We start from the raw sequence: 16,664 nt of genomic DNA, 5'->3' as shown, positions 1-16,664 counted from the left end.
ACAAGATCACGGGGTTAGGATCGTGGACATGCGCCAGATCGACTCCGACTTCCTCGCGCTGCCGCTACGGCGGCTCGCGGACGCCGCGCTGCAGCGCGCCCGCGACCTCGGTGCGCGACACGCCGACTTCCGCATGGAGCGCATCCGCGCCGAGACGCTGCGCCTGTTCGACGCGCGGCTGGAGGGCGCGATGGACGCCGACGACCTCGGCTACGCCGTACGGGTGATCGTGGACGGCACCTGGGGGTTCGCCGCGGGCATCGAGCTCACCCCGGAGGCGGCCGCGGCGACCGCCGAGCAGGCGGTGCGGGTGGCCAAGGTGAGCGCGGCGGTGAACCGGGAGCCGGTCGAGCTGGCCCCCGAGCCGGTCTACTCCGACGTCACCTGGGTCTCCTCCTACGAGGTCGACCCGTTCACCGTCCCGCTCAAGGAGAAGACCGAGCTGCTCGCCGAGTGGTCGGGCCAGCTGCTCGCCGACGACCGGGTCGACCACGTCCAGGCCTCGCTCATGCAGGTCAAGGAGCAGAAGTTCTACGCCGACACCGCGGGCACCGTCACCACCCAGCAGCGGATCCGCCTCCACCCGTCGCTCACCGCGATGAAGACGCTGCCGGACGGCCGGTTCGACGACATGCGCACGCTCGCGCCGCCGACCGGGCGGGGGTACGAGTACCTCACCGGCACCGGCTGGGACTTCCCCGCCGAGCTGGAGCGCATCCCCGAGTACCTGGCCGAGAAGCTCGCCGCGCCCTCGGTGGAGGCCGGGACGTACGACCTGGTGATCGACCCGTCGAACCTGTGGCTCACCATCCACGAGTCGATCGGGCACGCCACCGAGCTGGACCGCGCGCTCGGCTACGAGGCGGCCTACGCGGGCACCTCGTTCGCCACCTTCGACAAGCTCGGCACGCTGCAGTACGGCTCGCCGGTGATGAACGTGACCGGGGACCGCACCGCCGAGCACGGCCTGGCCACGATCGGCTGGGACGACGAGGGCGTGGCCGCCCAGTCGTTCGACATCGTGCGCGACGGCGTGCTCGTCGGCTACCAGCTCGACCGGCGCATGGCGCACCTGAAGGGCCTGGGCCGGTCGAACGGCTGCGCGTTCGCCGACTCCCCCGCGCACGTGCCGATGCAGCGCATGGCGAACGTGTCGCTGCAGCCCGCGCCGGACGGCCCGTCGGTCGACGACCTGATCGCCGGGGTCGAGCGCGGCATCTACATCGTCGGCGACAAGAGCTGGTCGATCGACATGCAGCGCTACAACTTCCAGTTCACCGGCCAGCGCTTCTATCTCATCAAGAACGGCCGGCTCGCCGGCCAGGTCCGCGACGTCGCCTACCAGGCCACCACCACCGACTTCTGGCGCTCGATGGAGGCCGTCGGCGGCCCCCAGACCTACGTGCTCGGCGGCGCGTTCAACTGCGGCAAGGGCCAGCCCGGGCAGGTGGCCCCGGTGAGCCACGGCTGCCCGGCCGCGCTGTTCCGCGGCGTCCGCGTTCTCAACACCGTTCAGGAGGGTGGCAGGTGAGGCCCCAGGAGATGGTCGAGCGGGCGCTGGAGCTGTCCCGCGCCGACGACTGCATCGTGATCGCGGACGAGACCTCCACGGCGAACCTGCGCTTCGCCGGGAACACCCTCACCACGAACGGCGTCACCCGCTCCGCCCGGCTCACGGTGATCTCCATCGCCGGGCCGGGGGTCGGGGTGGTCTCCCGGGCCGCGGTCCGCGACGACCAGCTCGCCGACGTGGTCGCCGCCGCGGACGCGGCGGCCCGCGACGCGGCGCCCGCCGAGGACGCCCGGCCGCTGGTGGAGGGCACCGCGCCCGGCCCCGGCTGGGACGACCCGGTGGAGCCGACGACGATCGACGTGTTCCGCGGCCTCGCCCCCGCGCTCGGCGAGACGTTCGCCGCGGCCGAGGCGGCCGGGCGGCGGCTGTACGGCTTCGCCGAGCACATCCTCACCACCACGTTCCTCGGCTCCTCGCGCGGCCTGCGGCTGCGGCACGACCAGCCCACCGGCCGCCTGGAGCTCAACGCCAAGTCGGCCGACATGACCCGCTCGGCGTGGACCGGGGTGGCGACGCGGGACTTCACCGACGTGGACGTGGCCGCGCTCGACGCGAGCCTCGCCCAGCGCCTCGCCTGGGCGAGCAAGCGGATCGAGCTGCCCGCGGGCCGCTACGAGACGCTGCTGCCGCCGACCGCCGTGGCCGACCTGATGATCTACATGTACTGGTCGGCCGGTGCGCGGGACGCGCTCGACGGCCGCTCGGTGTTCTCCAAGCCCGGCGGCGGCACCCGGGTCGGGGAGACGCTGTCCCGCACGCCGGTGCGGATCTACAGCGACCCGGGCGCCGCGGGCGTGGAGTGCGCCCCGTTCGTGGTGGCGCACGCCTCCAGCCGGGAGCAGTCGGTGTTCGACAACGGGCTGCCGCTGGGCCGTACCACGTGGATCGAGGAGGGCCGGCTCGCCGCGCTGCGGCAGACCCGCCACTCGGCCGACCTCTCCGGCCTGCCGGTCACCCCGGCGATCGACAACCTGCTCATGGAGGGGCCGGACGGCGGCGTGTCCCTGGAGGACATGATCGCCTCGACCCGGCGCGGCCTGCTCGTCACCTGCCTGTGGTACATCCGCGAGGTGGACCCGCAGACGCTGCTGCTCACCGGGCTCACCCGGGACGGGGTCTACCTGGTGGAGAACGGCGAGGTGGTCGGCGAGGTGAACAACTTCCGGTTCAACGAGAGCCCGGTCGACCTGCTCGCCCGCCTCACCGAGGTCGGCGGCAGCGTGCCCACGCTGCCGCGCGAGTGGAACGACTGGTTCACCCGCACGGTCATGCCGCCGATCCGGGTTCCGGACTTCAACATGTCGACGGTCAGCCAGGCGAGCTGACGCACGGACGCGCCCGTCCATCGGCGGACCGCCGGTGGGCGGGCGTCTCGTGTTCCGTGGGCTGCGTGCGGCCGTTGGATACGCGACCTCCCCGGTACGGCATGCCGCGGGGTCGGTCGGTGTGCGGCCGGGCCGTACCCGTCAGCCGGCGGTGAGCCCGAGCGCGGCGGCGAGCGCCTCGGCGGCCCGGCCGAGCGGGGCGAACGGGGTGCCGGGCACGGCGACGCGCCGGACCGCGGCGAGGCGGCGGGCCGTCTCCGGGCCATTGCCCCGGCCCGCCTCCACCTCCTCGAGGATCGTCTCCACGTGCCCGCGCAGCGGCGCGGGCAGCAGCTCGCCGTGCACGTCCGCCTGGGCCACGAGCTCCCGCAGCGCCTCCTCGATGCGCCCCGGGTCGAGCCCGAGGCCCGCGTTTTCCGTGGATCGGCCGCCGAGCTCGGCGATGCCGTCGGTTCGGTCGCTCATCCGCCGCCCGCTCCCCGCGGCCGCCGGCCCCGGAACCGTGCCGCCGGCCGCCTGCTCCCCCTCGTGCCGCTCGGTGGCCCGGGCCGCGGCGGCTGCCCCCGCGGCCCGGGCCGGACGCTCAGGCGTCCTCGAGCCGGAAACCGACCTTCAGACCGACCTGGATGTGCGCGACCTGGCCGTCGGCGAGCTGGCCGCGGATCTCGGTGACCTCGAACCAGTCGAGGTGGCGCAGGGTCTGCGCCGCGCGGCGGATGCCGTTGCGGATGGCCTGGTCCACGCTCTCCGGCGACGTGCCGACGATCTCGGTGACGCGGTAGGTGCGGTCTGTCATCGGGCCCTCCCTTGCTCCCCCGCCGGGATCGTATGCCAGGGCCCCTGACCGGGGAGGGACGCGAAACGAGCACCGCGCCAGAGGTTTACGGTGGAAGGGTGAAGGCATGGCGTGGCCGCCGGGTCGTCCACGAGATCACGGACGCCAAACCCTCCCTGTCGGAGGACATCGGGCGGAGAGAGAAGCGATACCTCATCCAGATGGGCATCCGCACCATCTGCCTCATCCTCGCCGTCCTCGTCGACGCCCCCTGGCCCATCAGGGCGCTCTTCGTCGCCGGCGCGGTTTTTTTGCCGTACTTTGCCGTGGTCGGGGCGAACGCTGGACGCGAGGAGGGGAGAGAGTCCCGTCTTACGGCTTTTGATAAGGCGGAGACTAACCAAAACGAGATACCACGCCACCGACGCGAGATCGGGTCGTGACTAAGTCTTGACGCAACCCATGGGTAAGAGGTGTACAGTTTAGCCAAGCGCTCTGGTCCCCCGTCGGAGCGCTGGTGCCGGTGTTCCGGGCCCCCGTCGGAACACCGATGATGCGGCGCCGGGTGGTTTGCCCCCGTAACCACCCGGCGCCGCCTTTCGTTTTCGCCCGGTCGCGTCCGGCCTGGGCGTGTTCGCCCGGAGCGGGACGCGATTGTGTCCCGGCACCGGTGTCCCGATCATTGCCCTATGTGTGAGAGCGACCAGCGGCGTGACCGGGCCGCGCGACGGGTGATCGACCTCAGCCATCCCATCCGGCACGGGATGATCACCTATCCGGGCCTGCCGGGCCCCGAGATCGGCGTGCACCTCTCCCGGGAGGAGTCACGCGCCCACTACGCGCCGGGCACCGAGTTCGCCATCGACCGGATCACGATGGTGGGGAACACGAGCACCTACCTCGACAGCCCGTTCCACCGGTACGGCGACGGCGCCGACCTCGCCGCCCTCCCGCTGTCCCGGATGGCCGACCTCGACGGGATCGTGATCCGGGTGACCGGGGCGGAGTCCCGGGCGATCGGCAGGTCGGCGTTCCTGTCCCACCGCGTGGCCGGGCGGGCCGTGCTCGTGCACACCGGCTGGGACCGGCACTTCGGCACCGCCGCGTACGGCGCCGGCCACCCGTACCTCACCGCGGACGCGGCGGCCTGGCTCGCCGAGCAGGGCGCGGCCCTCGTCGGCATCGACTCGCTCAACATCGACGACACCGCCGACGGATCCCGCCCGGCGCACAGCACGCTGCTCGCCGCGGGCATCCCGATCGTCGAGCACCTGCGCGGGCTCGACGCGCTGCCGGTGGAGGGCTTCCGGTTCCACGCGGTCCCGCCGGCGGTGTGCGGCATGGGCACCTTCCCGGTGCGCGCGTACGCGGTCGTGGACGGGCCATGATCGGGCTGCTCGTCGACGTGGTCGGCTGGGTGGGCGCGGCCCTGCTGCTGGCCGCCTACGGGCTCACCTCGACCGGGCGCATCCCCGGCGACGGCGTCGTCTTCCAGGTGCTCAACCTGCTCGGCGCGGTCTTCCTCACCGTGAACACCGCCTACCACCACGCGTGGCCCTCGGCGATGCTCAACGTGGCCTGGATCGGCATCGGGATCGCCGCCCTCGCCCGGCGCCGCGCCCGCGCCCGCCGCGCCGCCCGGTCCGCCGCCGGGTGACGAGCGGCGGCGCCGGAACGCTCCGGGAAATGCGGCGCGGCCGCCCCGCCCCGGGTGCCCGGGCGGGACGGCCGCACGTGCCTGTGGCCCTCGCCGGCGGTCGCCGGTCAGCGGTCGTCCATCGTCTCCTTGGTCGCCGTGCCCCAGTTGCCCGCCATCCGGCGCAGCCGGGCGACGGCGTCCTCCGGGGCGGTCCCGGCGCCCTGCGCGAGGCCGAGCAGGTAGGCGGTGAGGGGCGCGGCCGGGCGGGCGACGCCGTGGGCGACGTCCTTGGTGAGGTCGAGGATCAGGTTGCGATCCACCCGCGCGGGGTCGATGCCCAGTTCCTTGCAGACCAGCGCGGTCCACTCCTCCAGCACGTTCACCTGCGGCTCCAATGCTCGTCGCGATCTCGAAGCGATCATAGGGGGCCCGGCCGCGCGCGCTCGGGAGGCCCCGCGGCCGTGCCGTACCCGGTCGGCGAAAGGACGACGCCGTCAGCCGCCGATCGCCGACATGGGGCGGGCGGGCTGCAGGAACGACGGGTCGTCGATGCCGTGGCCGGCGCGCTTGCCGCGCACCGCTGCCTGCCACAGCTCGACGATCTCGTCGTCCGAGGCGCCCGAGCGCAGCGCCGTGCGCAGGTCGGTCTCCTCGCGGGCGAACAGGCAGTTGCGGACCTGGCCGTCGGCGGTGAGCCGTACCCGGTCGCAGGCGCCGCAGAACGGCCGGGTCACCGAGCCGATCACCCCGACGGTGTGCGGGCCGCCGTTGACGAGGAAGAGCTCGGCCGGGGCGCTGCCCCGCTCATTGGGGTCGGCGGGCTCGAGGCTGAAGCGCTCGCCGAGCATGCGGAGGATCTCGTCGGCGGTGACCATGTTCTCGCGCCGCCAGCCGTGCTGGGCGTCAAGCGGCATCTGCTCGATGAACCGCGCCTGGTAGCCGTTGTCCATGCAGAACGCGAGCAGGTCGGCGGCCTCGTGGTCGTTGATGCCGCGCATCAGCACCGCGTTCACCTTCACCGGGGTGAGCCCGGCGTCGCGGGCGGCCTTCAGCCCGGCGAGCACGTCGTCGAGCCGGTCGCGGTGGGCGAGGCGGGCGAACACGTCGCGGTCGAGGGTGTCGAGCGAGACGTTGACCCGGTCCAGCCCGGCGGCGGCGAGCGGGGCGGCGAGCCGGTCGAGCCCGATGCCGTTGGTGGTGAGTGAGATCTGCGGCCGCGGGGTGAGCGCCGCGGTGCGCGCCACGATGTCCACGAGCTCGCGGCGCAGCAGCGGCTCCCCGCCGGTGTACCGCACCTCGGTGATGCCGAGCCGCTCCACCCCGATCCGCACCAGCCGCACGATCTCGTCGGCGGTGAGCAGCTCGGGCTTGGGCAGCCACTCCAGGCCCTCCGGCGGCATGCAGTACGTGCAGCGCAGGTTGCACCGGTCCGTCAGCGAGACGCGCAGATCAGTCGCCACCCGGCCGAACGAGTCCTTCAGCACCGGCGCACCCTCCAGAGTTCAATTCCCGAAGCCAGCGTAGTCCGGCCTCGATCCCGGGTCGACAGGGCCGAGCCCGCCCGGCCTGTCGCAGCAATCCCACCACATCCGCCGACGACCCTCCCAAAAGGGCTTAACAGACGCAACAAGGTGGAGACCACCATGATTCCACCGGGCCGAAACCCTCCGCCGGGTCCGGCCGGAGCCCGGAGCGCCGGTGGGCGCCGCGACCGGCCGCCATCACCTTCCGCCATACTCTCGTCACATCAAGTGCTGCGGAGCGGGGAAGGCGGGGTTAGCATGGGCGATACGATCTCCCCCGCGCCGGAGCGGGGGTCGCGGAGGTATCCGATGACGTGGCGACATTGACCCGCTCCTGAGTCCGGGATAACGCGCAGGCTCTACGCCTACGCGTTCTTCGCGGAGTTCGTTCTCCTCTACCCGGTGTACACGGTGCTGTTCACCAGGACCGGGCTGTCACCGGCGGAGATCTCCTCACTGTTCGCGGTGTGGTCGCTCACCGCGTTCGCCGCCGAGCTGCCGAGCGGGGTGTGGGCGGACACGTTCTCCCGGCGTCGGCTGATCGTCGCGGGGCCGCTCGTGACCGCCGCGGGGTTCACGCTGTGGATCGTCACCCCCTCCTATCCCGCGTTCGCGGCGGGCTTCGTGCTGTGGGGGCTCGGCCAGGCGCTGATCTCCGGCGCGCTGGAGGCGCTGGTCTACGAGGAGCTGGAGCGCGCCGGCGCGGCCGCGTCGTACGCGCGGGTGCTGGGGCGCGCCACCGCCGTGCGCACCACCGCCGTCATGGTGGCGAGCGCGCTGGCGGGCCCGGTGCTGACGGCGGGCGGCTACCCGGCGCTCGGCGTGGCGAGCGTCGCCACGCTCCTCGTCGCCGCCGCGATCGGCCGGTCCTTCCCCGAGTCCGGAGCGCGCGGCCGGGATCGCCGCGCCGTGGCCGACGGCGAGACGGCCGTCGCGGCGTACCTGCGGGTGCTGCGCACCGGCCTGGCCGAGGTGCGCACGACCGCGCCGGTACGGCGGGCCCTCGCCTACGCGGCCGTGCTGATGGGCCTCAACGCGCTCGACGAGTACCTTCCCCTGCTCGCGCTGGCGACCGGCGTCGCCGAGCCCGCGGTGCCGCTGCTGGTGCTGCTGTTCACCACGGGCGACGCGGTCGGCGGCTGGCTCGCCGGGCGCGGCGAGCGGTGGGAGGCGCTCGCCCTCGCCGTCGCGGCGGCCTGCCTGGCGGCGGGCTCGCTGCTCGGCACCCCGGCGGCGATGGTGCTCGTCGCGGCCGCGTTCGGGGTGTTCCGGTGGGCGATCACGGCGGCCGAGGCCCGGCTGCAGGCACGGGTGGGCGACGAGGCGAGGGCGACGGTGGCGTCGATGACGGGCTTCGCCTCCGAGATCGCCGCCCTGGCCGTGTTCGGCTCCTACGCCCTGGGCTCGGCGTGGGCCGACCCCGGGCCGCTGTTCGCCGCGGCGGCCGTGCCGTACCTGCTGCTCGCGCTGGCACGCCGGTTCGGCCGGTCGTGACGCGGCGGGGTCAGTTCGCCGCCCGGCGGCAGGCCGCGCTAGCCGATGTCGACCCAGTCGAAGGTGCGGGTCACCGCCTTCTTCCAGCGGGCGTACTCCTCCTCCCGCCGCTCGGCGGACCAGGTCGGCGTCCACCGGCGGTCCTCGTTCCAGTTCTGCCGCAGCTCGTCGGTGGACCGCCAGAAGCCCACGGCGAGGCCGGCGGCGTAGGCGGCGCCGAGGGCGGTGGTCTCGGCGACCACCGGCCGGGACACCGGCACGCCGAGGATGTCCGACTGCAGCTGCATGCACAGCTCGTTCGCGGTCACCCCGCCGTCCACCCGCAGCACGTCGATGTCGACCCCGGAGTCCTGGCGCATCGCCTCCACCACGTCCCGGGTCTGGTAGCAGATCGACTCGAGGGTGGCCCGGGCGATGTGCGCCGCGGTGTTGTACCGGGACAGGCCCACGATCACGCCGCGGGCGTCGCTGCGCCAGTACGGGGCGAACAGCCCGGAGAACGCGGGCACGAAGTAGACGCCGCCGTTGTCCTCGACCTGGCGGGCGAGGATCTCCACCTGCGGCGCGCTGGAGATGATGCCGAGCTGGTCGCGCAGCCACTGCACGGCCGAGCCGGTCACCGCGATCGACCCCTCCAGGGCGTACACCGGCTTGTCGTCGCCGAACCGGTAGCACACCGTGGTGAGCAGCCCGCTGCGCGACCGGACCGCCTCGTGGCCGGTGTTGAGCAGGAGGAAGTTGCCGGTGCCGTAGGTGTTCTTCGCCTCCCCGGGCGCGAAGCACACCTGGCCCACGGTCGCCGCCTGCTGGTCGCCGAGCACCCCGGCGAGCGGCACCTCCCCGCCGAGCGGCCCGCCGCGCCGCGTCACGCCGTACAGCGCGGGGTTCGCCGAGGGCTGGATCTCCGGCAGCATCCGCCGGGGGATGCCGAAGAACGACAGCAGCTCGTCGTCCCAGTCGAGGGTCTCCAGGTCCATGAGCATGGTGCGGCTGGCGTTCGTCGGGTCGGTGACGTGCACGCCGCCGTCCACCCCGCCGGTGAGGTTCCACAGCAGCCAGGTGTCGGTGGTGCCGAACAGCGCGCGGCCCTCCTCGGCGGCCCGGCGCACCCCGTCGACGTTCTCCAGGATCCACTGGATCTTGCCCGCGGAGAAGTACGTCGCCGGGGGCAGCCCGGCCTTGCGGCGGATCACGTCGCCGCGGCCGTCGCGCTCGAGCGCCGCCGCGATGCGGTCGGTGCGGGTGTCCTGCCAGACGATCGCGTTGTAGTACGGCCGGCCGGTGACCTTGTCCCAGACCACGGTGGTCTCGCGCTGGTTGGTGATGCCGAGCGCGGCGAGGTCGGCGTGGGTGAGCCCGGCGTGGTTGAGCGTGGTCTCGATCACCGCGCGGGTGCGCTCCCAGATCTCCACCGGGTTGTGCTCGACCCACCCGGCCCGCGGCAGGATCTGCTCGTGCTCGAGCTGGTAGCGGGCGACCTCGTTGCCCCCGTGGTCGAAGATCATGAAGCGGGTGCTCGTGGTGCCCTGGTCGACGGCTCCGACGAAGTCGGCCATGCTCCCCTCCTCACCGGTCAGCGGCTGCGGACGTGATCGTCCTTGGCGGAGGGTACCCGCCCCGCTTCGGGTTCCCCTTCCCGCGGCAGGAACCGGCCCACCAGCGCCTGGTAGAGCGCGGCCCCGAGCACGCCGCCGATGAGCGGGCCGAGGATCGGCACCCAGAAGTAGAGCCGGCCGTACTGGTCCCGCCAGGCCGTGGCGTAGCCGGTGAGGAACGAGGCGAGCCGCGGCCCGAGGTCGCGGGCCGGGTTGATCGCGTAGCCCGCGTTGGTGCCCCAGGCCATGCCGATCGCCACCACGACCAGGCCGATGACGAACGGGGCGAGGTTCGCGGCCGGCGGCGTGTTGCGCAGGTCGGTGAGCGCGAGGATGAGCAGGAGCAGGATCGCGGTGCCGATCACCTGGTCGCGGAACGCGCCCCAGGTGCCGACGGGCAGCTCGCCGTTGCCGGGCAGGGTGGAGAAGACGACCTGGGTCTTGAGGGTGAGCCCGGGGTCGACGGCGGTGATCACCTCGTTGTAGTTCCACCGCACGAGCAGGGCGGCGACGAACGCGCCCAGGGTCTGGGCGAGCGAGTACGGCAGCACCTTGCGCCAGGGGAAGCCGCGGGTGGCGGCGAGCGCGACGGTGACCGCCGGGTTGATGTGCGCCCCGCTCATCCGGGCGGCGACGTAGACGCCGAGGGTGACGCCGAGTCCCCAGCCCCAGGCGATGCTGTCGTGGTCGCCGAGGCCGCCGGCGACCACCTGGGCCACCACGCCCACGCCGAACAGGATGAGGATCATCGTGCCCGCGAACTCGGCGGCGAGCTCGCCGAGCAGCTGCGGGCCGGGGCGGTGCAGGAGTGCCCGCAGCGGGTTCGGCGGCCCGGCTCCGTGCCGGTGCGCGGCCGCCGCGTGGCCGGGGCCCGCGCCGTCCGGGTGTCTGCCACCACCCATGCCGTCCTCCTCGCCGCATCTGGGGCCCGCGCGGTCCCCGGTACGGCGGAGCCGCGGCCGTGCCCGTGCCGAAGGCCGCCCCGGATGGCGGCCGTGATCCGGCGTGTCGCGCCCACTTCCCCGGCGTGCGGGTTTCACGCCTGGCGGGGCGGCGGGCGGCGTGAGGGCTCAGAAGCGTTCGCGGCGGACGTTCACCTTGCGGCCCTTGATGGTGGTGTTGCGCAGCGCGGTGATCACCTCGTTCGCGGCCTCCTCGGGTACCTCGACGAGGGAGAACCGGTCGGCGATCTCGATCGCGCCGATGTCCCGGCCGCTCAGCCCGGTCTCCCCGGCGATCGCCCCGACGAGGTCCTGCGGCCGGATGTGGGCGCTGCGGCCCGCCCCGATGAACAGGCGGGTCATGCCGTCGCCGCGGGAGCGGGCCCGGCGGCGCTCCCCGGGCCGCTCGCCCCGCCGCTCCCGGCCCCGGCGCTGGTCGCCGTCCCGCTCGGGGCGCAGCTCGATCTGGGGGATCTCCTCCTCGTCCTCGATCCCGCCGCCCGCCTCGTGGGCGAGCTTGACCGCGGCGAGCGCCACCTCCATCACGTCGAACTCGTCGGCGAGGGTCTCCACCACCACGCGGTAGCCCTCCAGGTCGCCCTCGAGCAGGATCTCCTCGAGCGCGGCGCGGGTGAGCTCCAGCCGCCGGGCGCGCAGGTCGGCGACGGTCGGCACCTTCTCCACCGGGATGCGGCGCCCGGTGACCCGCTCGATCGTCTTGAGCATGCGGTGCTCGCGCGGCTCGGCGAGGGTGATCGCCACGCCCTCGCGGCCGGCCCGGCCCACCCGGCCCACCCGGTGCACGTACGCCTCGGGCGCGGACGGCACGTTGTAGTTGACCACGTGGCTGAGGTGCTCGACGTCGAGGCCGCGCGCGGCCACGTCGGTGGCGACGAGCAGGTCGGCCACGCCGGAGCGCAGCCGGCCCATCACCCGGTCGCGCTGCTCCTGGCTCATGCCGCCGTGCAGGGCCTCGGCGCGGTAGCCGCGGCCGTTGAGGGTCTCGGTGAGCGCGTCGACCTCCTCCCGGGTGCGGCAGAACACCAGGGCGGCGGTGGGCGCCTCCACGTCGAGGATGCGGCCGAGCGCGGCCGGCTTGTACGACCGGGCGACCAGGTAGGCGCTCTCCCGGATGCGCGGGGTCTCGCCGGGGGCGGCCTCCGGCCCGCCGCCGATGCGGATGCGGACCGGGTCGCGCAGGTGGCGGCGGGCGATCCCCTCGATGCGCGGCGGCATGGTGGCGGAGAACAGCACGGTCTGCCGCTCCGCCGGGGTCTCGTCGAGGATCGCCTCGATGTCCTCGGCGAACCCCATGTCGAGCATCTCGTCGGCCTCGTCGAGCACCACGGCCTCGAGCCGGGACAGATCGAGGGTGCCGCGGCTGAGGTGGTCGAGGGCCCGGCCGGGGGTGGCGACCACCACGTCCACGCCGCGCTCCAGGGCGCGCAGCTGGCGGCCGATCGGCTGGCCGCCGTAGATCGGCAGCACCCGGACCGGCAGGTCGCGGCCGTACCTGTGCACCGCCTCGGAGACCTGGATGGCGAGCTCGCGGGTCGGCACGAGCACCAGCGCGCGCGGGACGCCGCCGTCGGCCGCGGCGTCCCCGCCGGCGTCGCCCCCGGCGAGCCGCTCGAGCAGCGGGAGCGCGAACGCGGCCGTCTTGCCGGTGCCGGTCGCCGCCTGGCCGAGCAGGTCGCGGCCCTCGAGCAGCGGCGGGATCGCCTCGCGCTGGATCGGGGTGGGCTCCTCGTAGCCGAGGCCCGCGATGGCGCGCACCAGCTCGGGCCGCAGTCCCAGATCGGCGAAGCCGAGGGCGTCGTCGGCCGCGTTGGGGATCATGCTTGGTTTCCTCACTCCGGACTCGTCATGCGGGGCGACCGGGCACGCATGCCCGGCCGCCACGGATCTCTATCATTTCGCGCCCGCGCCGGTGGTGTGGCCCGCGCCCCGCCCGCCCGGGCGTGTGGGCGGTTTCCGGTACGTCCCGGACGCCGGTGCGGCCACCGGGCCGCGGGCGGCGTTCCGGCGCGCCGGAACGTTCCGGTCGCCCTCGCCCCGCCGTCCCGGCTGCGGATCGCACACCCCGTTTCACGTGCCGCATACCGGACACCCTTAACGGTCATCCACTTAACGCTGTTTTGAGCGCTTAATCCCCTATTTGGGACAACTCGCATTGCGGTTTGACAACGTATTTACAACGTCGCCAGGTGTCACAGGATTTATCCCTCTCCTCCTTTGATGATCGCGTCGGGGCGACACGTCGCCCCGACGCGAATCCCCCAGCACCGAAGGGACTCACATGAGGAAGACCGTCGTCGCACTGGCGGCCGCCGGTGCCGGTCTCACGCTGCTGCTGCAGGGCCTGCCCGCGAGCGCGGCGGCGCAGGACCGGAAACCCACCCCTCCCCCCACCGGCACGGTGCGGTGGGCGCCCTGCACCGACCCCGACCTGGAAGGGCTCGAATGCGCCACGGTCTCCGTACCGCTCGACCACAAGCGGCCCTGGGGCGAGCAGATCAAGATCGCGCTGACCCGTAAGAAGCACACCGTGCCCGACCACCGGTACCAGGGCGTGCTGCTGCTCAACCCCGGCGGGCCCGGCGGCAGCGGCCGCGGCGGGCCGCTGTGGTTCGCGGGGACCAGCGTGGAGGACGAGGCCGCCGCCTACGACCTGATCGGATTCGACCCGCGGGGCGTCGGGGCGAGTGAGCCCCGCCTCGTGTGCGGCTCCGGCTACAACGCCCCCGTCCGTCCCGACCACGTGCCGGCGAATCCCGCCGAGGAGAAGACCTGGCTGGACCGGGCCAAGGACTTCGCCCGCAAGTGCGCCAAGGCCCTCCCCCGGCTGCTGCCGCACATGACCACCGTCGACCACGCCCACGACCTGGAGGCCATCCGGAAGGCGCTGGGCGTCGACAAGATCAACTTCCTCGGCTACTCCTGGGGCACCTACCTCGGCGCCACCTACGCCACGCTCTACCCGCACCGGGTGCGGCGCATGGTGCTCGACAGCGTGGTACGGCCGAGCGGGGTCTGGTACGAGAACAACCTCGACCAGAACCGCGCCTTCGAGGTCCGGGCGAAGGACTTCTTCGCCTGGATCGCGCGGCACAACGCGGACTACGGCCTCGGCGCCACCGCCGCCGACGTGGAGCGCCGCTACTACGAGGTGCGCGCCGCGCTGAAGGCGAACCCCGCCGGCGGGCTCGTGGGGCCGAGCGAGTACGACGACACCTTCCTCCCCGCCGGGTACACCGACTCGCTGTGGCCGTACCTCGCCCTCGGCCTCTCCCTCGCCGCGAACGGCAACGGCTCCTTCCTCGTCACGCTGTACGAGGCGCTCGCCCACGCCGAGGACGACAGCGACCACGCGCTCTACCTCGCCACCGAGTGCACCGACAACCGGTGGCCGGCCAGCTGGAACGTCTGGCGCCGTGACGCGATCGCCCTGCACCGCACCGCGCCGTTCGCCACCTGGCCGAACACCTGGTTCAACGCGCCGTGCCTGTTCTGGCAGGTGAAGGGCAAGACGCCGCCGCGCATCACCGGCCACGGCCTGCCCCCGGTGCTGCTGTTCCAGTCGACCAAGGACGCGGCCACGCCGTACTCGGGCGCGGTCGAGATGCACCGGCTGCTGCCCTCGTCCCGCCTCATCGTCGAGAACGGCGGCGGCAACCACGGCATCACGCTCTTCGGCAACGAGTGCGTCGACAACCACCTGGCGGCGTACCTGAGGGACGGGACCGTGCCGCCGAGCCGGCCCGGCCCGGACGCGCTGTGCGCCCCGCTGCCCGAGCCCGAGCCGCTGTCGGTGAACGTCGCCGCCCGGTCGGCGCAGCCGACCACCCCGGAGATCCCCGAGGTGCGCATCCGCCGCTGAGGCCCCGGCGGAACACGGGCCCCGGCACGTCCGGGGCCCATTTTTTCGCGCCGCCGCCGGAAACCGGCGCATGCACTAAATGAAGGGTCATTTTCCGCACATGACACGGTTAGGCGCGGCGGTTTGCCGGCCGCTCGGCCCGGACGACCCTCGAAAAATCTACGGCCATGAGAGTTATCACTGCCGGACTTCTCGCCGCGGCCTGTGGAATGGCGCTGACCGGGTCGATTCCGACCGCCTCCGCGCACGCGAATCCGCCCGTGCCCGCCGTCGTGCAGGACGACGACCTCGACCAGCTGCGCATCGCGCTGCAGCGGTTCCGCGACCCGAAGGTCGCCGAGCGGCACGGCTACGAGCGGACCGACGTGTGCTCGCAGGCCGCGCACACCGGGCCGGGCGGCGAATACCTCGGCGCGATGGGCTACCACTACGTCAACAAGAAGCTCGCCGCCGACCCGACGATCGATCCCTTCAAGCCGGAGATCCTCCTCTACGTGCCGGGCAAGGACGGCAGGCGGGTGCTCGCCGGGGTCGAGTACCTCCGGTACGACTCCGACGGGCTGATCTCCACGACCGACGACCGGCCCCGGCTGTTCGGCAAGGACTTCGACGGCCCGTTCGCGCCGACCTCGAGCGGCCAGCCGGTGCACTACTCGCTGCACGTGTGGCTGTTCGAGCACAACCCCAAGGGCCTGTTCGAGCCGTGGAACCCGCGGGTGCGCTGCACGCCGCCCGCCGACGCGGCCAAGCTCCGCAAGGGGGTCAAGAACGCGCAGAAGGACGCGCGGAAGGCGCAGGCGCCCAAGAGCCGCCCACGCGTGCGCTCCTGACGCCGGCGGCACCGCCTCGCGTCTCCCGCGGCACCGTCATCGCGGACGCCCGGCCGGAGGTTCGGCCGGGCGTTTCTCATGCCCGTCCGGCCTGTGGCGCGGCGCTCAGGCGGACCGGCGGTTCGCCATGGCGGAGAGCAGCCGGGCGAACTCCGGCGGCGGGGAGACCACGAGCTTCACCCGCCGCTCGCCGGTGCGGGCGAACTCGGCGGGGATGCGGACCAGGCGGCCGGACCGCCACCAGTAGACCTGCGGGCTGAGCCCCTCGGGGTGGTCGGTGTAGACCCGGTGGGCGTACAGCCGCATGCGCTCGATGGCGCGCACCACGTTGAGCCCGTCGACCGGGTACGCCACGAGCTGGCCCGGGTACGGCAGGGCGACCAGCACGCCGTCGCGCGGCACCGCCAGGTAGGAGTCGAGGCCGCGCAGGTGGGCGGCGGCGCTCGCGGTGTAGCCGGTCAGCTTGGTGACCGTGACGCCGCCGAGGTCGAGCGGCGCGGGGGTGAGCCGCTCGTCGGCGAGCGCGTTGCCGACCGCGATGTCGAGGGCCTCGCCGGGCGTGACCGGCCAGCAGAACACCTCCTCGGGCCGCACCGGGCGGACCCGGGCGCCGTAGCCCACGGTGAGCAGCTCGACGAGCTCGTCGTTGAGGTACCGCCCGACCACCCGGCTCGGGTCGGGGATCCCGGCCGCGGCGAGGTCGGCGGCGAGCAGCACCCGGGTGCGCAGCAGCGGGCGGGCCTGGGCGAAGTCGCACACGTCCAGGGCCTCGGCGACGCCCGCGAGGGTGCGGGACAGGTGCTCGGAGGCGAGCGCCGGCCAGTCCTCGCGCGGCCGCCGCGCGGCCTCGCGGCGCAGCCCGGCGAGCCGTACCGTCACGGTGCGGGGACCGGTGAGCAGCATCGCCGAGCCGTCGCGGGAGAAGACGGGGGCGTAGCCGAGGCTCTCGGCGACGAGCGCGAGCAGCGCGTCGAGGTCGGCGTCCTCCGCGCGCCGACGCGCGCGGCGTCGCTCGTCGAGCCGCCGGAACAACCGCACGTTCCTCTCCCCCCGTTCGTCGTGTCGGGCCCCGGCGGGCCCGCGACCGGT

The 16,664-nt window shown here is 73.5% G+C and carries 16 protein-coding genes; 8 read left to right on the top strand and 8 right to left on the bottom strand.

The window, feature by feature from the left end; translation table 11 throughout:
• Positions 1 to 28 precede the first annotated feature (28 nt).
• Both FHX40_RS10315 and FHX40_RS10310 read left to right on the top strand, forming a co-directional pair.
• The gene (locus tag FHX40_RS10315; protein WP_142259402.1) at positions 29 to 1,531 is read left to right on the top strand and encodes a TldD/PmbA family protein; all 1,503 of its coding nucleotides are present in this window, start codon (positions 29 to 31) and stop codon (positions 1,529 to 1,531) included.
• On the top strand, positions 1,528 to 2,898 hold the full coding sequence (locus FHX40_RS10310) for a metallopeptidase TldD-related protein (protein ID WP_229788147.1): 1,371 nt from the start codon (positions 1,528 to 1,530) through the stop codon (positions 2,896 to 2,898). Before FHX40_RS10315 ends, FHX40_RS10310 begins: the two co-directional genes overlap by 4 nt.
• 141 nt (positions 2,899 to 3,039) lie before the next feature.
• On the opposite strand, the gene FHX40_RS10305 is transcribed toward FHX40_RS10310, so the two are convergent.
• Together FHX40_RS10305 and FHX40_RS10300 are read right to left on the bottom strand one after the other, a co-directional pair.
• Positions 3,040 to 3,363 carry a hypothetical protein gene (locus FHX40_RS10305; protein WP_142259401.1) on the bottom strand — a complete coding sequence of 108 codons (324 nt, stop codon included), beginning with the start codon at positions 3,361 to 3,363 and terminating at the stop codon, positions 3,040 to 3,042.
• Positions 3,364 to 3,481: 118 nt separating this feature from the next.
• Positions 3,482 to 3,694, bottom strand: coding sequence for a dodecin (locus tag FHX40_RS10300; protein WP_142259400.1), 213 nt, complete (start codon positions 3,692 to 3,694; stop codon positions 3,482 to 3,484).
• Positions 3,695 to 3,792: 98 nt separating this feature from the next.
• On the opposite strand from FHX40_RS10300, the gene FHX40_RS10295 reads away from it, so the two are divergent.
• The 3 genes from FHX40_RS10295 (at position 3,793) to FHX40_RS10285 (ending at position 5,330) form a co-directional block, all read left to right on the top strand.
• Entirely contained in the window at positions 3,793 to 4,116 is a 324-nt protein-coding gene (locus tag FHX40_RS10295; RefSeq protein WP_229788146.1) for a DUF3099 domain-containing protein, read from the top strand.
• Between the two features lie 246 nt (positions 4,117 to 4,362).
• Complete coding sequence (locus FHX40_RS10290; RefSeq protein WP_142259398.1) at positions 4,363 to 5,061, top strand: cyclase family protein; 699 nt, start codon at positions 4,363 to 4,365, stop codon at positions 5,059 to 5,061.
• Complete coding sequence (locus tag FHX40_RS10285) at positions 5,058 to 5,330, top strand: CBU_0592 family membrane protein (protein ID WP_229788145.1); 273 nt, start codon at positions 5,058 to 5,060, stop codon at positions 5,328 to 5,330. Before FHX40_RS10290 ends, FHX40_RS10285 begins: the two co-directional genes overlap by 4 nt.
• A 107-nt stretch (positions 5,331 to 5,437) precedes the next feature.
• Here FHX40_RS10285 and FHX40_RS10280 read toward each other — a convergent pair whose 3' ends face one another.
• On the bottom strand, positions 5,438 to 5,695 hold the full coding sequence (locus tag FHX40_RS10280) for a DUF6457 domain-containing protein (protein WP_142259397.1): 258 nt from the start codon (positions 5,693 to 5,695) through the stop codon (positions 5,438 to 5,440).
• Between the two features lie 111 nt (positions 5,696 to 5,806).
• On the bottom strand, positions 5,807 to 6,796 hold the full coding sequence (moaA, locus tag FHX40_RS10275) for a GTP 3',8-cyclase MoaA (protein ID WP_142259396.1): 990 nt from the start codon (positions 6,794 to 6,796) through the stop codon (positions 5,807 to 5,809).
• Between the two features lie 384 nt (positions 6,797 to 7,180).
• Here moaA and FHX40_RS10270 point away from each other — a divergent pair, with 384 nt between their 5' ends.
• Complete coding sequence (locus tag FHX40_RS10270; RefSeq protein ID WP_142259395.1) at positions 7,181 to 8,329, top strand: MFS transporter; 1,149 nt, start codon at positions 7,181 to 7,183, stop codon at positions 8,327 to 8,329.
• Positions 8,330 to 8,367: 38 nt separating this feature from the next.
• On the opposite strand, the gene glpK is transcribed toward FHX40_RS10270, so the two are convergent.
• The 3 genes from glpK to FHX40_RS10255 all read right to left on the bottom strand — a co-directional run bounded on the left by glpK (position 8,368) and on the right by FHX40_RS10255 (position 12,704).
• Entirely contained in the window at positions 8,368 to 9,885 is a 1,518-nt protein-coding gene (gene glpK, locus FHX40_RS10265) for a glycerol kinase GlpK (RefSeq protein ID WP_142259394.1), read from the bottom strand.
• Between the two features lie 17 nt (positions 9,886 to 9,902).
• On the bottom strand, positions 9,903 to 10,826 hold the full coding sequence (locus FHX40_RS10260; protein WP_142259393.1) for an MIP/aquaporin family protein: 924 nt from the start codon (positions 10,824 to 10,826) through the stop codon (positions 9,903 to 9,905).
• 168 nt (positions 10,827 to 10,994) lie between these two features.
• Positions 10,995 to 12,704, bottom strand: a complete 1,710-nt coding sequence (locus tag FHX40_RS10255) for a DEAD/DEAH box helicase (protein WP_142259392.1) — start codon at positions 12,702 to 12,704, stop codon at positions 10,995 to 10,997.
• A gap of 460 nt (positions 12,705 to 13,164) precedes the next feature.
• On the opposite strand from FHX40_RS10255, the gene FHX40_RS10250 reads away from it, so the two are divergent.
• Positions 13,165 to 14,745 carry an alpha/beta hydrolase gene (locus FHX40_RS10250; protein ID WP_142259391.1) on the top strand — a complete coding sequence of 527 codons (1,581 nt, stop codon included), beginning with the start codon at positions 13,165 to 13,167 and terminating at the stop codon, positions 14,743 to 14,745.
• 167 nt (positions 14,746 to 14,912) lie between these two features.
• A complete protein-coding gene (locus tag FHX40_RS10245; RefSeq protein WP_142259390.1) occupies positions 14,913 to 15,575 on the top strand; it encodes a hypothetical protein in 663 nt (220 codons plus the stop codon).
• Between the two features lie 105 nt (positions 15,576 to 15,680).
• Here the strand turns inward: FHX40_RS10245 and FHX40_RS10240 are convergent, their stop codons facing one another.
• On the bottom strand, positions 15,681 to 16,613 hold the full coding sequence (locus FHX40_RS10240) for a hypothetical protein (protein ID WP_142259389.1): 933 nt from the start codon (positions 16,611 to 16,613) through the stop codon (positions 15,681 to 15,683).
• Positions 16,614 to 16,664 lie beyond the last annotated feature (51 nt).

The sequence above is a fragment of the Thermopolyspora flexuosa genome (assembly GCF_006716785.1).
In the GTDB taxonomy this organism is placed as follows: Bacteria; Actinomycetota; Actinomycetes; order Streptosporangiales; family Streptosporangiaceae; genus Thermopolyspora; species Thermopolyspora flexuosa.
Note: the sequence above shows the minus strand (reverse complement) of the source record. Positions and strands in the feature narration are given on the sequence as shown.